Consider the following 15,715-nt stretch of genomic DNA (forward strand, 5'->3'; position numbering starts at 1 on the left):
ACCCAGCCCTTCCGGGCTGCGCTGTCGCGCAGCAAACATGAGGCGCATGACTTCAGATCTGTGGCAGCGCTGACATTTTGAAAAAGAAAAGGCGGCTGGCCTATTAGGGCCAGCCGCCTTTCGCTTTGTTAGGGTTTGAGCGCGCGGGACAGAGATCGTAGCCAGCACTGGTGTGTGTCAGCACACCCGCGTGGGAGAGTGATCCGCACGGTATCGGCGTGAAGTCCCTGTAGGCATCAGCTGAATCAGCTGTGACCACGTATGAGAGAGTGAACCCTTTCGCCACCGTGTGCCCCGCGCGCCCTTTATCCTGCGAGTATTCACCATGGCGCGCAAGCCTTCCAAGCAACGCTTCACCATCGTTCATCCCGACTGCGCTGCGATTGATGTAGGTAGTCGAGAACACTTTGTCGCGGTTGATCCCCAGTACGAGAACGCCGTTCAGTCATTCACGTCCTTTACCGACGACTTGTACAAGCTGGCCGATTGGCTCGATAGCTTGGCCATCAAGGTCGTAGCCATGGAGTCCACAGGCGTTTACTGGATTCCGATTTACGAAATCCTCAGCGAACGGGGATTCGAGGTCTATCTTGTTAATGCCCGAGCTACCCGGCAAATAACTGGACGCAAGTCTGACGTGCTGGATTGCCAATGGATCTGGCAACTGATGACTCATGGTCTCTTGCGAGGCGCTTTTCGCCCAAGCGACCCAACATGCTGCGTTCGCTCACTGGTCAGGCAACGGGCTTTCAAAGTGAAAGACCAGGCTCAAACCTTGAACCGGATACAGAAGGCACTGAGCCAAATGAACATCCAGTTGGCCAATGTCATCAGTGATATTTCAGGCGTGACGGGCATGAGAATTTTGCGAGCAATCATCGCGGGTGAGCGAGATCCTGTTCGATTGGCTGAGCTGACCGATGGCCGCATCAAGGCAGGTAAAGACACCATTGCGCGTAGCCTGCATGGCAATTGGCGACGAGAGCACCTGCATGCATTGGCGCAGGAGCTCGCAGCCTATGACTTTCTTGAGCAACAGATCGCTGAATGCGATGCCGTCATCGGAAAGGCATTGGAACAACTACCCGTACTAGAGCATGAACCACAACCACCCAGGAAAGCGCTGCGAAGCCCACACCGGACGAGCGCTCAACAGGCAGCGCTACACCAAGCCCTCTGGCAGGTGCTAGGGGTCGATTTGACCGCTATTCCAACAATTGGCGTGGACACCGCCCTGGTGCTGGCGGGAGAGATCGGCTCTGATCTCTCACGATTTCCATCATCCCAGCACTTTTGCTCCTGGCTAGGGTTGGCCCCGCCGACTCGTATCTCAGGCGGCCGCCAGCTATCAGGGGGCGGTCCTAAGGTCATTAACCGAGCGGCACAGGCGCTCAAGCAGGCCGCTTCAAATGCACGCAACGACAAGGGTTTCATCGGGGCATCGCATCGAGCCAGATTGACTCGCATGGACACCAGTTGCGCCATCAAAGCCACTGCACACCAACTGGCTCGACTGGTCTACACACTGCTGACAAAAAAACAGACTTATGTTGAACAGGGGCTCGAAGCATTCGAAGCCAAAAGCCAAGACCGACAGCTTCGGGCTTTGCTTCGCAAAGCCCGAAAGCTGGGATATCAATTGGTGGCAGCCTAAGGTGCTTAAAAAACAGCGGGTTGCATTTTGTTTGATGAGAGCGGGCGCGCCCGCGAAGCAGGCGACGCGATGGATGGCACCGGCTGTGCCGGTGTTCGCGGGCATGCCCGCTCCCACAGTGATCGCGCCGGTATTCAGTTCGTCACAGCTCGCAGACGAAGGTGCCGGTCCCGGCCAGGATGTTCTCCAGGGTTTCCTTCACTTCATCCATGTCACTCAACTCGCTGGTCAGGTTGATCTCCAGCACCTCATCCCCCTTCAGCGCATCCCGGTCGCCCGCCGCCACTTCGATCAGCAGGCGCTTGGCACTCAGGGTCACTTTCAGCCCATCCAGCGTCGACGGCTCGTCATCCAGGGTCAGGTCGACGGTGTCTTCGTCCGGGTAGCGGGTCAGCAGGAACATCTGACCCTTGTCGCTGTGGCAGCACAGGGTCGCCATGTTGTCTTCCTCGTCATCGCAAGGGGTGGCGAACAGCAGGGCAGTATTGATTTGCATGGACAAGGCTCGGATCAAAGGAAACGGAAGGGAATTCTGACAGTCTTGCCGACAGGCATAAACGTAAAGTTACCGCCCCTTGACCGAAATTGTCGCAGCGCTGCAAGCCTTGATGACCGATCAGTCGTTAAGCTTCGGCGAGCCCTGGGCGTGCCTGCGCACGTTCAACGCCTGGTTTTACCGTCCGCCTTGCCACGGGTTGGCTATCGTTGATCCGTAGACGGCGCACGCAGCGACGCTTCAATTATTACAAAGCCCAAGCGGAGTACCACAGATGGCGTTCTTCACCGCAGCCAGCAAAGCCGACTTCCAGCATCAACTGCAAGCGGCCCTGGCGCAGCACATCAGCGAACAGTCCCTACCACAAGTTGCGCTGTTCGCCGAGCAGTTCTTCGGCATCATCTCTCTGGACGAACTCACCCAACGCAGGCTTTCCGACCTGGCCGGCTGCACCCTGTCAGCCTGGCGCATTATCGAGCGTTTCGACCCCGAATACCCGCAAGTACGGGTGTACAACCCCGATTACGAGCGTAATGGCTGGCAATCGACCCACAGCGTGGTCGAAGTGCTGCACCACGACCTGCCGTTCCTGGTCGACTCGGTACGCACCGAGCTCAACCGCCGCGGCTACAGCATCCACACCCTGCAGACCACCGTGCTCAGTGTGCGCCGCGGCGCCAAGGGCGAGCTGCTTGAACTGCTGCCCAAGGGCACCCAAGGCGAGGGCGTACGCCATGAGTCGCTGATGTACCTGGAGATCGACCGTTGCGCCAACGCCGCCGAGCTGACGGTACTGGCCCGCGAGATCGAGCAGGTGCTGGCCGAGGTGCGGGTGGTGGTGGCCGACTTCGAACCGATGAAGGCCAAGCTGCGTGAAGTGGTTGCGGAGGTGGAGCAGACCGCCTTTGGCCCGGCGCAGAACGAAAAGGGCGAGGTCAAGGCTTTCCTCGAGTGGCTGCTGGACAACCACTTCACCTTCCTGGGCTATGAAGAATTCACCGTCAAGGGCGACGCCGATGGCGGCCAGATGGTCTACGACGAGCAGTCGTTCCTCGGCCTGCCGCGCCGCCTGCGCGTGGGCCTGACGAGCGACGAGCTGCGCATCGAAGACTACGCCGTGGCCTACCTCAACGAACCGCTGCTGCTGTCGTTCGCCAAGGCCGCGCTGCCAAGCCGCGTACACCGCCCGGCCTACCCGGACTACGTGTCGATCCGCCAGCTGGACGCCAATGGCAAGGTGATCAAGGAGCACCGCTTCATGGGCCTGTACACCTCGTCGGTGTACGGTGAAAGCGTGCATGCCATCCCTTATATCCGGCAGAAGGTCACCGAAGTCGAGCGCCGCTCGGGCTTCGATCCCAAGGCCCACCTGGGCAAGGAACTGGCCCAGGTACTGGAAGTACTGCCGCGCGACGACCTGTTCCAGACCCCGGTCGACGAGCTGTTCAGCACCGTCATGTCGATCGTGCAGATCCAGGAACGCAACAAGATCCGCGTGTTCCTGCGCAAGGACCCGTACGGCCGCTTCTGCTACTGCCTGGCCTATGTACCGCGGGAAATCTACTCCACTGAAGTGCGGCAGAAGATCCAGCAGGTGCTGATGGAGCGCCTGAAGGCCAGCGACTGCGAGTTCTGGACCTTCTTCTCCGAATCGGTGCTGGCCCGTGTGCAGCTGATTTTGCGGGTAGACCCGAAAAACCGCATCGATATCGACCCGCAGCAGCTGGAACGCGAAGTGATCCAGGCCTGCCGTTCGTGGCATGACGACTACTCGGCACTGGTGATCGAGAACTTCGGCGAAGCCCAGGGCACCAACATCCTCGCTGACTTCCCCAAAGGTTTCCCGGCCGGCTACCGCGAGCGCTTCGCCGCGCACTCGGCAGTGGTCGACCTGCAGCACGTGCTGAACCTGTCGGAAAGCAAGCCGCTGGCGATGAGCTTCTACCAGCCATTGACCCAGGTCGGGGAACGCACCCTGCACTGCAAGCTGTACCACGCCGACACGCCGCTGGCGCTGTCCGACGTGCTGCCGATCCTGGAGAACCTTGGCCTGCGCGTACTCGGCGAGTTCCCGTACCGCCTGCGCCATGCCAGTGGCCGCGGCTACTGGATCCACGACTTCGCCTTCACCTACAGCGAAGGCCTGAGCCTGGACATCCAGCAGCTCAATGACACCCTGCAGGATGCCTTCATCCACATCGTCCGCGGCGATGCCGAGAACGACGCCTTCAACCGTCTGGTGCTGACAGCCGGCCTGCCATGGCGCGACGTGGCGCTGCTGCGCGCCTACGCCCGTTACCTGAAGCAGATTCGCCTGGGCTTCGACCTGGGCTACATCGCCAGTACCCTGAACAACCACACCGACATCGCCCGCGAGCTGACCCGGTTGTTCAAGACCCGCTTCTACCTGGCGCGCAAGCTCACCCAGGAAGACCTGGATGACAAGCAACTGCGCCTGGAGCAAGCTATCCTGACCGCGCTGGACGACGTGCAGGTGCTCAACGAAGACCGCATCCTGCGTCGCTACCTGGACCTGATCAAGGCCACCCTGCGCACCAACTTCTACCAGCCGGACGCCAACGGCCACAACAAGTCGTACTTCAGCTTCAAGTTCAACCCCAAGCTGATCCCCGAACTGCCTAAGCCAGTGCCCAAGTTCGAGATCTTCGTCTACTCGCCACGGGTCGAAGGCGTGCACCTGCGCTTTGGCAACGTCGCCCGCGGCGGCCTGCGCTGGTCCGACCGCGAGGAAGACTTCCGCACCGAAGTGCTGGGCCTGGTGAAAGCCCAGCAGGTGAAGAACTCGGTGATCGTGCCGGTCGGCGCCAAGGGCGGCTTCCTGCCGCGCCGCCTGCCGCTGGGCGGCAGCCGTGACGAGATCGCCGCCGAAGGCGTGGCGTGCTACCGCATCTTCATTTCCGGCCTGCTCGACATCACCGACAACCTCAAGGACGGTGGCGTGGTGCCGCCGGCCAACGTGGTACGCCATGACGATGACGACCCGTACCTGGTGGTGGCGGCCGACAAGGGCACCGCGACCTTCTCGGACATCGCCAACGGCATCGCCATCGACTACGGCTTCTGGCTGGGCGACGCCTTCGCCTCGGGTGGCTCGGCCGGTTACGACCACAAGAAGATGGGCATTACCGCGCGCGGCGCCTGGGTGGGCGTGCAGCGCCACTTCCGCGAGCGCGGCATCAATGTGCAGGAAGACCCGATCACCGTCATTGGCGTTGGCGACATGGCCGGCGACGTGTTCGGCAACGGCCTGCTGATGTCCGACAAGCTGCAATTGGTGGCGGCGTTCAACCACTTGCACATCTTCATCGACCCGAACCCGGAGCCTGCGTCCAGCTTTGCCGAGCGCAAGCGCCTGTTCGACCTGCCGCGCTCGGCCTGGAGCGACTACGACACCAGCATCATGTCCGAAGGCGGCGGGATCTTCCCGCGCAGTGCCAAGAGCATCGCCATCAGCCCGCAGATGAAAGAGCGCTTCGCCATCGAAGCCGATCGCCTGACCCCGACCGAGCTGCTCAATGCGCTGCTCAAGGCACCGGTAGACCTGCTGTGGAACGGTGGCATCGGTACCTACGTCAAGGCCAGCACCGAGAGCCACGCCGATGTCGGCGACAAGGCCAACGACGCGCTGCGGGTCAATGGCAACGAGCTGCGCTGCAAGGTGGTGGGCGAGGGCGGCAACCTGGGCATGACCCAGCTTGGCCGGGTCGAGTTCGGCCTGCATGGCGGCGCCACCAACACCGACTTCATCGACAACGCCGGCGGCGTGGACTGCTCCGACCACGAGGTCAACATCAAGATCCTGCTCAACGAAGTGGTGCAGGGTGGCGACATGACCGAGAAGCAGCGCAACCAGCTGCTGGGCAGCATGACCGACGAAGTGGCCGGGCTGGTGCTGGGCAACAACTACAAGCAGACCCAGGCGCTGTCGCTGGCGGCCCGCCGCGCCCGCGAGCGGATTGCCGAGTACAAGCGCCTGATGGCCGACCTGGAAGCCCGTGGCAAGCTGGACCGTGCCATCGAGTTCCTGCCGTCCGAAGAGCAGTTGGCCGAGCGCCTGGCCGCCGGCCAGGGCCTGACCCGCGCCGAGCTGTCGGTGTTGATCTCGTACAGCAAGATCGACCTCAAGGAACAGCTGCTCAAGTCGCTGGTGCCGGACGATGACTACCTGACCCGCGACATGGAAACCGCTTTCCCGCCGTCGCTGGTCAGCAAATTCGCCGAGTCCATGCGCCGCCACCGCCTGAAGCGCGAAATCGTCAGCACCCAGATCGCCAACGACCTGGTCAACAACATGGGCATCACTTTCGTCCAGCGCCTGAAGGAGTCGACCGGCATGAGCCCGGCCAACGTGGCCGGGGCCTACGTGATCGTGCGCGACATCTTCCACCTGCCGCACTGGTTCCGTCAGATCGAGGCTCTGGACTACCAGGTGCCGGCGGAAATCCAGCTGACCCTGATGGACGAGCTGATGCGCCTGGGCCGTCGTGCCACCCGCTGGTTCCTGCGCAGCCGCCGCAACGAGCAGGACGCCGGGCGCGACACCGCGCACTTCGGGCCGAAGATCGCGCAACTGGGGCTCAAGCTCGACGAGTTGCTCGAAGGCCCGACCCGCGAGCGCTGGATGGTGCGCTACCAAGGCTTCGTCGAGGCTGGTGTGCCGGAGTTGCTGGCGCGCATGGTGGCTGGTACTACCCACCTGTACACCCTGTTGCCGATCATCGAGGCTTCGGACGTTACCGGCCATGACCCGGCGCAGGTGGCCAAGGCGTTCTTCGCCGTGGGCAGCGCACTGGACCTGACCTGGTACCTGCAGGAAATCAGCAACCTGCCGGTGGAGAACAACTGGCAGGCGCTGGCCCGCGAGGCGTTCCGCGACGACATCGACCTGCAGCAGCGGGCGATCACCATCTCGGTACTGCAGATGGCCGATGCACCGGAAGACATGGACGCCCGCGTGGCGCTGTGGGCCGAGCAGCACCGGGTGATGGTGGAGCGCTGGCGCGCCATGCTGGATGACCTGCGCAATGCAACGGGTACCGATTATGCGATGTACGCGGTGGCCAACCGCGAGCTGGTCGACCTGGCCATGAGCGGGCAGGCGGCGGTGGTGCCGTCCTGAGCCATGAGCTGAAATGAAAAGCCCCGGCAGTGATGCCGGGGCTTTTTTGTATTCCTGTGTTGGCCCCTTCGCGGGCATGCCCGCTCCCACAGGTCCCCACCGACCTTTAGTCTTGTGCGATACCTGTGGGAGCGGGCGCGCCCGCGAAGAGGCCGGTACCGGCTTACTTGAACCTGCGCTCCACCCCTTTCTCCACCAGGATCTTCGCCGAAATCTCTTCCACCGAAAAATGCGTGGAATTGATGTTGGGAATGTTCTCCCGGCGGAACAGGTTTTCCACCTCGCGCACTTCGAACTCGCACTGGGCAAAGCTGGAATAGCGGCTGTTGGGTTTGCGCTCGTGGCGGATGGCGGTGAGGCGGTCGGGGTCGATAGTCAGGCCGAACAGCTTGTTGTGGTGCTTTTTCAGCACCGCCGGCAGTTGCAGGCGCTCCATGTCGTCCTCGGTCAGCGGGTAGTTGGCGGCGCGGATGCCGAACTGCATGGCCATGTACAGGCAGGTGGGGGTCTTGCCGCAGCGCGATACGCCTACCAGGATCAGGTCGGCCTTGTCGTAGTAGTGGGTGCGTGCGCCATCGTCATTGTCCAGGGCGAAATTCACCGCCTCGATGCGTTCCATGTAGTTGGAATTGCCGCCGATAGAGTGCGATTTGCCGACCGAATACGACGAATGGGCAGTCAATTCCTGTTCGAGCGGGGACAAAAACGAAGAAAAGATGTCGATCATGAAGCCATTCGAGGTAGCCAGGATCTCACGGATGTCCTGATTGACGATGGTATCGAAGATGATCGGGCGTACACCATCGCGCTCGGCCGCAGCGTTGATTTGCTGGACCATGGTCCGCGCCTTTTCCGGCGAATCGATGTAGGGACGGGTGAATTTATTGAACGGAATGCTCTCGAATTGAGCGAGCAGACTCTGGCCCAGGGTTTCGGCGGTGATGCCGGTGCCGTCGGAGATGAAGAACGCGGTTCGTTTCATTTGCGATCTGGGCCTTAAGCTGATGACGTTTCTTGGATATGATAAGTTCGGTTTGCCGAATGCGGCTGTCGGCATTCTCACTTATTTTCCAGGTACAGGCCACAAGCGTCCGGCCAAGTCAACGAAGGCAGGCGGGCGCCATTGAGCTTTTCCAACACAGTTAGTGGAGAGATCACCTTGGTAGAGTACGTAGTTTCCCTCGATAAGCTCGGCGTCCATGATGTGGAGCATGTGGGGGGCAAGAACGCATCCCTGGGCGAGATGATCAGCAACCTCGCAGGTGCTGGTGTATCGGTGCCGGGCGGCTTTGCCACTACGGCGCAGGCGTACCGCGATTTTCTCGAACAGAGTGGTCTCAACGACCGTATCCACGCCGCGCTCGACGCACTCGATGTGGATGACATCAACGCCCTGACCAAGACCGGCGCGCAGATTCGCCAGTGGGTCATGGAAGCCGACTTCCCGGCACGTCTGGATTCGGAAATCCGTACGGCCTTCGCCGAAATGGCTGCCGGCAACGACAACATGGCCGTTGCCGTGCGTTCCTCGGCTACCGCCGAAGACCTGCCGGACGCCTCGTTCGCCGGCCAACAGGAAACCTTCCTCAACATCCGCGGCGTCGACAACGTGATCCGCGCGGCCAAGGAAGTGTTCGCCTCGCTTTTCAACGACCGTGCCATCGCCTACCGCGTGCACCAGGGCTTCGACCACAAGCTGGTGGCCCTGTCCGCCGGCGTGCAGCGCATGGTCCGCTCCGAAACCGGCACCGCCGGCGTCATGTTCACCCTCGACACCGAGTCGGGCTTCCGCGACGTGGTGTTCATCACCGGCGCCTACGGCCTGGGCGAAACCGTGGTGCAGGGTGCGGTCAACCCTGACGAATTCTACGTGCACAAAAACACCCTTCAGGCAGGCCGCCCGGCCATCCTGCGCCGCAACCTGGGCAGCAAGGCGATCAAGATGGTCTATGGCGAAGAAGCCAAGGCCGGCCGTTCGGTCAAGACCGTCGAAGTGGACCGCGCCGAGCGCGCGCGCTTCTGCCTGACTGATGCCGAGGTCAGCGAGCTGGCCAAGCAGGCCATGATCATCGAGCAGCACTACCAGCGCCCGATGGACATCGAATGGGCCAAGGACGGTGACGACGGCAAGCTGTACATCGTCCAGGCGCGCCCCGAGACGGTGAAGAGCCGCTCCAGCGCCAACGTCATGGAACGCTACCTGCTGAAAGAGAAGGGCACCGTTCTGGTCGAGGGCCGCGCCATTGGCCAGCGCATCGGCGCCGGCAAGGTCCGCGTGATCAACGACGTATCGGAAATGGACAAGGTCCAGCCGGGCGACGTGCTGGTCTCCGACATGACCGACCCGGACTGGGAACCGGTGATGAAGCGCGCCAGCGCGATCGTCACCAACCGTGGCGGGCGTACCTGCCACGCGGCGATCATCGCCCGTGAGCTGGGCATTCCGGCCGTGGTCGGTTGCGGCAACGCCACCCAGGTGCTGAAAGACGGCCAGGGTGTGACTGTGTCCTGTGCCGAAGGCGATACCGGCTTCATCTTCGAGGGCGAGCTGGGCTTCGATGTGAAGCAGAACTCGGTCGACGCCATGCCCGACCTGCCATTCAAGATCATGATGAACGTCGGCAACCCGGACCGTGCCTTCGATTTCGCCCAGCTGCCCAACGCCGGTGTCGGCCTGGCGCGCCTGGAGTTCATCATCAACCGCATGATCGGCGTGCACCCCAAGGCGCTGCTGAACTACGCCGGCCTGCCAGCCGACCTGAAGGACAGCGTCGACAAGCGCATCGCCGGCTACAACGACCCGGTAGGCTTCTATGTCGAGAAGCTGGTCGAGGGCATCAGCACCCTGGCTGCGGCCTTCTACCCGAAAAAGGTCATCGTGCGCCTGTCGGACTTCAAGTCCAACGAGTACGCCAACCTGATCGGCGGCAAGCTGTACGAGCCGGAAGAAGAAAACCCGATGCTCGGCTTCCGTGGCGCTTCGCGCTACATCAGCGAATCGTTCCGTGACTGCTTCGAACTCGAGTGCCGTGCGCTCAAGCGCGTGCGCAACGAGATGGGCCTGACCAACGTCGAGATCATGGTGCCGTTCGTGCGTACCCTGGGTGAAGCCAGCCAGGTTGTCGACCTGCTCGCCGAAAACGGCCTGGCCCGTGGCGACAACGGCCTGCGCGTGATCATGATGTGCGAACTGCCGTCCAACGCCATCCTCGCCGAAGAGTTCCTGGAGTACTTCGACGGCTTCTCGATCGGCTCCAACGACCTGACCCAGCTGACCCTGGGCCTGGACCGTGACTCGGGCATCATCGCCCACCTGTTCGACGAGCGTAACCCTGCGGTGAAGAAGCTGCTGGCCAACGCCATTGCCGCGTGCAACAAGGCTGGCAAGTACATCGGCATCTGCGGCCAGGGCCCGTCGGACCACCCGGACCTGGCCAAGTGGCTGATGGAGCAGGGTATCGACAGCGTGTCGCTGAACCCGGACTCGGTACTCGAAACCTGGTTCTACCTGGCTGAAGGCCAGGGCGCGGTCTGATGCAGTAAAACGCGGGGGTACGTCTGGCGTACCCCCGCCTGGTTTTCTCCAGGGCGAGCTCCAGCAATGGAACCCGCCCTTTTTTGTGCACCAAGCAACCTTATGCAAAGCAGCAGTACTCTATTCCCCGTGGCCCTGCTCAGTGCCGAACGCCGCGGCGACCTCAGCGAAGACGTGTACCGGATCAAGGCCGGCAACAGCCCTGACCCCAGCGTCGAGCTGGCTGTCACCCGCCTGGGGCTGGCCGATCAGGGCCAGGCCCAGGGCGTACCGGTCATTCTCTTGCACGGCAGCTTCTCCAACCGCCGCTTCTGGTATTCCCCCAAAGGGGTTGGTCTGGGCGCCTATCTCGCCCGCGCCGGCTTCGATGTGTGGATCCCGGAAATGCGCGGCCATGGCCTGTCGCCGCGCAACCATGACTGGAAGCACAACAGCGTTGCCGCCTATGCCCGCGATGACCTGCCGCTGATTGCCGCGTTCGTGCGCGAGCAGTCGGGCCAGACGCCGCACTGGGTCGGCCATTCCTTGGGCGGCACGACCCTGGCGGCAGCGCTGGGCGGTGGCTTTCTGGCTGCCGAACAGGTGGCCAGCGTGGCGCTGTTCGGTACCCAGATCAGCCGCGTGTACTGGCCGCTGAAGGTGCCACCGCTGGCCTGGGGGGCGAAGCTGCTGCTCAAGCGCTGGGGGCAGATTTCCGGGCCGCGTTTCAAACGTGGGCCGGAGGATGAGCCGATCGGCCTGGCCCTGGAAAGCATGCGCTGGCATGGCCTGTTCGGGCGCTTTGGCGACAAACAGAGCGACTGGTGGGCGGGGCTGGCCAAGGTGGATGTGCCGCTGCTGGCCGTGGCTGGTGCGGGGGACTTCCAGGACCCGGTGTGGGCCTGCCGCAAGCTGTTCGAGCAATTCGGCGGTGAGCGCAAGCAGTTTCTGCGGCTGGGGCTCGAGGAAGGCTTCGACGCTTTCGGGCATGTCGACATGCTGGTGAGCAAGGCCGCGCAGGTGCAGGTGTGGCCGCTGGTGGAGCGTTGGCTGCGGGATCCGCTGGTGCCTGTGCATGAATCCACGGTGGTGGCGGAGCCTGTGCCCGTCGGTTGAATGGGTTGCGCCTGTGCTGGCCTCTTCGCGGGTAAACCCGCTCCCACAGGAATTGCACAGGGCTCGGGTGCAGTGAAAACCCTGTGGGAGCGGGTTTACTCGCGAAAGGGCCGGTACAGGCAAAACACAACTGACTGCTTGGTCCCGGATGACTGCAATGGGCTCTACGGTGTAGCCTTGGCCGATACCCGCTTTCGTTGTGACTGACAGGAGCTTCCCATGCAGCATTACGTTACGCCCGACCTGTGTGATGCCTACCCGGACCTGGTGCAGGTGCTGGAACCGATGTTCAGCAATTTTGGTGGCCGCGATTCGTTCGGCGGCCAGATCGTCACCATCAAGTGCTTCGAAGACAACTCGCTGGTCAAGGAGCAGGTCGAGCTCGATGGCAAGGGCAAGGTCCTGGTCGTCGATGGTGGTGGCTCGCTGCGCCGCGCACTGCTCGGCGACATGCTCGCCGAGAAGGCTGCCAGGAACGGTTGGGAAGGCCTGGTGATCTACGGCTGCGTGCGTGACGTCGACGTGTTGATCCAGACCGACGTCGGCGTGCAGGCCCTGGCCAGCCACCCGATGAAGACCGACAAGCGCGGCATCGGCGACCTCAACGTGCCAGTGACCTTCGCCGGGGTGACCTTCCGCCCGGGCGAGTATGTGTATGCCGACAACAATGGCGTGCTGGTCTCGCCAAGCCCGTTGAAAATGCCTGAGTAAGGCGCCGCCCGTGCTGATGGAGCTTTGATGTTCGAGGAAGACAACGCGCAGTGGGGGCTGGTGCACGCCCTGGTGCTCGATGGCAAAGGTGGCGCGCGCTCGATTGCCCGTACCGAGCTGGACGACCTGCAGCTGCAACCCGAGCAAAGCCTGTGGCTGCACTGGGATCGCAGCCATCCGCAAACCCGCACCTGGCTGCTGCACGACAGCGGCCTGAGCGCGTTCGCCTGCGAGCTGCTGCTGGAAGAAAACACCCGGCCGCGCCTGCTGCCCATGGCCGATGAACAGTTGTTGCTGTTCCTGCGTGGGGTCAACCTCAACCCGGGTGCAGAGCCGGAAGACATGGTCTCGGTGCGTATCTTTGCCGAGGCGCAGCGGGTCATCTCGCTGCGCCTGCGGCCGCTGCGCGCCAGTGACGAGATTCTCCAGAAGCTCGAAGAGGGCAGGGGCCCGAAATCGGCTTCCGAGCTGTTGCTGCTGATGGGCGAACTGCTCACCGAAAAGGTTCAGGGCCTGGTCAGCGACCTATCCGAACTGGCCGACATTGAGGAAGAAAAGGTTGAATCCGACGAACGGTACACCCCGGAGAACGGCAGCCTGCAGCAGATCCGCCGGCGTGCCGCCGGTCTGCGGCGTTTTCTTGCCCCGCAGCGGGAAATCTACGCCCAGTTGTCGCGCAGCAAATGGAGCTGGTTCGCCGATGCCGATGCCGATTACTGGAACGAGCTGAACAACAGCCTCATCCGCTACCTCGAAGAGCTGGAACTGACCCGCGAACGTGCCGCGCTGGTGCTGGAAAGCCAGGATCGCCGGCGTAGCGAGCGCATGAACCGCACCATGTACCGCTTCGGCATCATCACCTGCATCTTCCTGCCCATGAGCTTCATCACCGGGCTGCTGGGCATCAATGTCGGCGGCATCCCCGGGGCGGAAAACCCCTATGGTTTCCTGTTCGCCTGCATCGTCGTGCTGGGGCTGGCGGTGGGGCAGTGGTGGCTGTTTCGGCGGTTGCGGTGGGTATAGATGTCGATTGACCTGCTCTGGCCTCTTCGCGGGCACGCCCGCTCCCACAGGGACACCACAGCCTTCAGGTTCTGTGGGATCCCTGTGGGAGCGGGCGTGCCCGCGAAGAAGCCGACGCGCATTCATTTTGAAACACTCGTCCCAATGCGATGTGTGACCCATCGACCGGCCATCTCGTCTCTGACTGACACTGCGCGAGGTGCCCATGCACGATCCGTTTGAAGAATCCCTGCGCGACCTGCTCAAGGCGTCCCCCTCCGGCAATGACCGGGACGACCGGGACGACGCCGCTTGCCTGGGTCGCGTACTGAAAACCGCCAACCGCCAGGTTGGCGCGGGCGATCTGTTCAGCCTGCTTGGCCGCTGGAGCCAGGCGCTGCTGATCGCCGTGAACAATGGCGCGGCGCATGTTGCGCCGGTGCGTCGACACTCTTCCCGCAACGCTGCCAACGGCAGCAAAGCAGATAAGGCCGATTGAATATGGAACTCGATCTCTGGACCCAGAGCCTGGTCACCGCCATGACTGCCCTTTGGACCAAGGTAGCGAACTTCATCCCCAACCTGTTCGGCGCGCTGGTCGTGGTGCTGCTCGGTTTCGTGGTGGCCAAGCTGCTCGACACGCTGCTGTCCAAACTGCTGGCCAAGTTCGGCCTGGACCGCCTGATGGCCGGCACCGGCCTGACCAAGATGCTTGGCCGGGTCGGCATCCAGGTACCCATCTCCACCCTGATCGGCAAGATCGTCTACTGGTTCGTGCTGCTCATCTTCCTGGTCTCGGCCGCAGAGTCGCTGGGCCTGGAGCGGGTTTCGGCAACCCTCGACATGCTTGCCCTTTACCTGCCGAAGGTGTTCGGCGCAGCCCTGGTGCTGCTGGCCGGCGTGCTGCTGGCCCAGGTGGCCAACGGTCTGGTACGCGGCGCTGCCGAAGGCATCGGCCTGGAATACTCGGCAGGCCTGGGCCGTATCACCCAAGGCCTGGTGATCATCATCAGCATCTCGGTGGCCATCAGCCAGCTGGAGGTGAAAACCGACCTGCTGAACCATGTGATCGTGATCGGGCTGATTACCGTTGGTCTGGCCGTTGCGTTGGCAATGGGCCTCGGTAGCCGCGAAATCGCCGGGCAGATCCTGGCCGGCATCTACGTGCGCGAACTTTATCAGGTGGGCCAGCAGGTGCGAATTGGAGAGGTCGAAGGGCACATCGAGGAAATCGGTACGGTCAAGACGACGCTGCTGACCGATGATGGCGAACTGGTGTCGCTGTCCAATCGCGAGTTGCTTGAGCAGCGAGTCAATAGCCGCTAACCGCACAAAGCTGTTAATGTATGCCGCCGCGAAAATCGACCCACGGGGTCGCGCGGCGACATTGACCTGACTGTCGGCCAGATCCGTTTTGAATAAAGTTCATTCGCCGCCCATGCGTTATGACCCCCGCGAGCTCACCGACGAAGAGTTGGTGGCGCGTTCGCATGAAGAGCTGTATCACGTTACCCGCGCCTATGAGGAGCTCATGCGGCGCTACCAACGGACCCTGTTCAACGTCTGTGCGCGTTATCTGGGGAACGACCGTGACGCGGACGATGTCTGTCAGGAAGTCATGTTGAAAGTGCTGTACGGGCTGAAGAACTTCGAGGGTAAGTCCAAGTTCAAGACCTGGCTCTACAGCATCACCTACAACGAATGCATTACCCAGTACCGCAAGGAGCGCCGTAAACGTCGGCTGATGGATGCCTTGAGTCTGGACCCTGTCGAAGAGGCGTCCGAAGAAAAGGCTCCGAAGCCGGAAGAAAAAGGCGGGCTGGACAAGTGGCTGGTGCATGTGAACCCGATTGACCGGGAAATCCTGGTGCTGCGTTTTGTCGCAGAGCTGGAATTTCAGGAAATTGCCGACATCATGCACATGGGCCTGAGCGCGACAAAAATGCGCTACAAGCGCGCGCTAGACAAGCTTCGGGAGAAATTTGCCGGCCTCGATGAAACTTAGTGGCGTGCAAATATCTCTAACGAACCGGCGAGTTCTGCTAGACTTGCCGTCGAGTTGTCCCCCTTGTTTGTGGTGGG

The 15,715-nt window shown here is 62.1% G+C and carries 11 protein-coding genes; 9 read left to right on the forward strand and 2 right to left on the reverse strand.

Annotated elements, in window-relative coordinates; genetic code table 11:
* The first annotated feature begins 325 nt into the window (after positions 1-325).
* Entirely contained in the window at positions 326-1,654 is a 1,329-nt protein-coding gene (locus tag KDB76_RS09105; protein ID WP_038410380.1) for an IS110 family transposase, read from the forward strand.
* A 142-nt stretch (positions 1,655-1,796) separates the two neighbouring features.
* On the opposite strand, the gene KDB76_RS09110 is transcribed toward KDB76_RS09105, so the two are convergent.
* The gene (locus KDB76_RS09110) at positions 1,797-2,150 is read right to left on the reverse strand and encodes a hypothetical protein (RefSeq protein WP_013971664.1); all 354 of its coding nucleotides are present in this window, start codon (positions 2,148-2,150) and stop codon (positions 1,797-1,799) included.
* Between the two features lie 274 nt (positions 2,151-2,424).
* Here KDB76_RS09110 and KDB76_RS09115 point away from each other — a divergent pair, with 274 nt between their 5' ends.
* Positions 2,425-7,290, forward strand: coding sequence for an NAD-glutamate dehydrogenase (locus tag KDB76_RS09115; protein ID WP_024086556.1), 4,866 nt, complete (start codon positions 2,425-2,427; stop codon positions 7,288-7,290).
* A 163-nt stretch (positions 7,291-7,453) separates the two neighbouring features.
* Here the strand turns inward: KDB76_RS09115 and KDB76_RS09120 are convergent, their stop codons facing one another.
* Positions 7,454-8,272 carry a pyruvate, water dikinase regulatory protein gene (locus KDB76_RS09120; RefSeq protein ID WP_024086557.1) on the reverse strand — a complete coding sequence of 273 codons (819 nt, stop codon included), beginning with the start codon at positions 8,270-8,272 and terminating at the stop codon, positions 7,454-7,456.
* A 177-nt stretch (positions 8,273-8,449) separates the two neighbouring features.
* Here KDB76_RS09120 and ppsA point away from each other — a divergent pair, with 177 nt between their 5' ends.
* From ppsA to sigX, 7 genes are all read left to right on the forward strand, one after another.
* Positions 8,450-10,825: a phosphoenolpyruvate synthase gene (ppsA, locus tag KDB76_RS09125; protein WP_015269493.1), complete on the forward strand. Its 2,376-nt coding sequence runs from the start codon at positions 8,450-8,452 to the stop codon at positions 10,823-10,825.
* A 66-nt stretch (positions 10,826-10,891) separates the two neighbouring features.
* Entirely contained in the window at positions 10,892-11,920 is a 1,029-nt protein-coding gene (locus tag KDB76_RS09130) for an alpha/beta fold hydrolase (protein ID WP_038409162.1), read from the forward strand.
* Positions 11,921-12,139: 219 nt separating this feature from the next.
* Complete coding sequence (rraA, locus tag KDB76_RS09135) at positions 12,140-12,631, forward strand: ribonuclease E activity regulator RraA (RefSeq protein ID WP_013971668.1); 492 nt, start codon at positions 12,140-12,142, stop codon at positions 12,629-12,631.
* Positions 12,632-12,658: 27 nt separating this feature from the next.
* A complete protein-coding gene (locus KDB76_RS09140; protein ID WP_024086559.1) occupies positions 12,659-13,654 on the forward strand; it encodes a zinc transporter ZntB in 996 nt (331 codons plus the stop codon).
* Between the two features lie 205 nt (positions 13,655-13,859).
* Positions 13,860-14,132 (forward strand): hypothetical protein, encoded by a 273-nt coding sequence (locus KDB76_RS09145; RefSeq protein ID WP_004376140.1) that lies wholly within the window; start codon positions 13,860-13,862, stop codon positions 14,130-14,132.
* A gap of 2 nt (positions 14,133-14,134) precedes the next feature.
* Positions 14,135-14,959, forward strand: coding sequence for a mechanosensitive ion channel domain-containing protein (locus KDB76_RS09150; RefSeq protein WP_004376138.1), 825 nt, complete (start codon positions 14,135-14,137; stop codon positions 14,957-14,959).
* 112 nt (positions 14,960-15,071) lie between these two features.
* On the forward strand, positions 15,072-15,638 hold the full coding sequence (gene sigX / locus KDB76_RS09155; RefSeq protein ID WP_033696348.1) for an RNA polymerase sigma factor SigX: 567 nt from the start codon (positions 15,072-15,074) through the stop codon (positions 15,636-15,638).
* The last annotated feature ends 77 nt before the right edge of the window (positions 15,639-15,715 follow it).

The sequence above is a fragment of the Pseudomonas sp. JS425 genome, assembly GCF_018223845.1.
In the GTDB taxonomy this organism is placed as follows: Bacteria; Pseudomonadota; Gammaproteobacteria; order Pseudomonadales; family Pseudomonadaceae; genus Aquipseudomonas; species Aquipseudomonas asiatica.

Excerpts from the sequence above, each read along its gene's own strand:
- KDB76_RS09105 (WP_038410380.1), top strand. The coding sequence starts at position 326 with ATGGCGCGCAAGCCTTCCAAGCAACGCTTCACCATCGTTCATCCCGAC.
- KDB76_RS09110 (WP_013971664.1), bottom strand. The coding sequence starts at position 2,150 with ATGCAAATCAATACTGCCCTGCTGTTCGCCACCCCTTGCGATGACGAG.
- KDB76_RS09115 (WP_024086556.1), top strand. The coding sequence starts at position 2,425 with ATGGCGTTCTTCACCGCAGCCAGCAAAGCCGACTTCCAGCATCAACTG.
- KDB76_RS09120 (WP_024086557.1), bottom strand. The coding sequence starts at position 8,272 with ATGAAACGAACCGCGTTCTTCATCTCCGACGGCACCGGCATCACCGCC.
- KDB76_RS09130 (WP_038409162.1), top strand. The coding sequence starts at position 10,892 with ATGGAACCCGCCCTTTTTTGTGCACCAAGCAACCTTATGCAAAGCAGC.
- rraA (WP_013971668.1), top strand. The coding sequence starts at position 12,140 with ATGCAGCATTACGTTACGCCCGACCTGTGTGATGCCTACCCGGACCTG.
- KDB76_RS09140 (WP_024086559.1), top strand. The coding sequence starts at position 12,659 with ATGTTCGAGGAAGACAACGCGCAGTGGGGGCTGGTGCACGCCCTGGTG.
- KDB76_RS09145 (WP_004376140.1), top strand. The coding sequence starts at position 13,860 with ATGCACGATCCGTTTGAAGAATCCCTGCGCGACCTGCTCAAGGCGTCC.
- KDB76_RS09150 (WP_004376138.1), top strand. The coding sequence starts at position 14,135 with ATGGAACTCGATCTCTGGACCCAGAGCCTGGTCACCGCCATGACTGCC.
- sigX (WP_033696348.1), top strand. The coding sequence starts at position 15,072 with ATGCGTTATGACCCCCGCGAGCTCACCGACGAAGAGTTGGTGGCGCGT.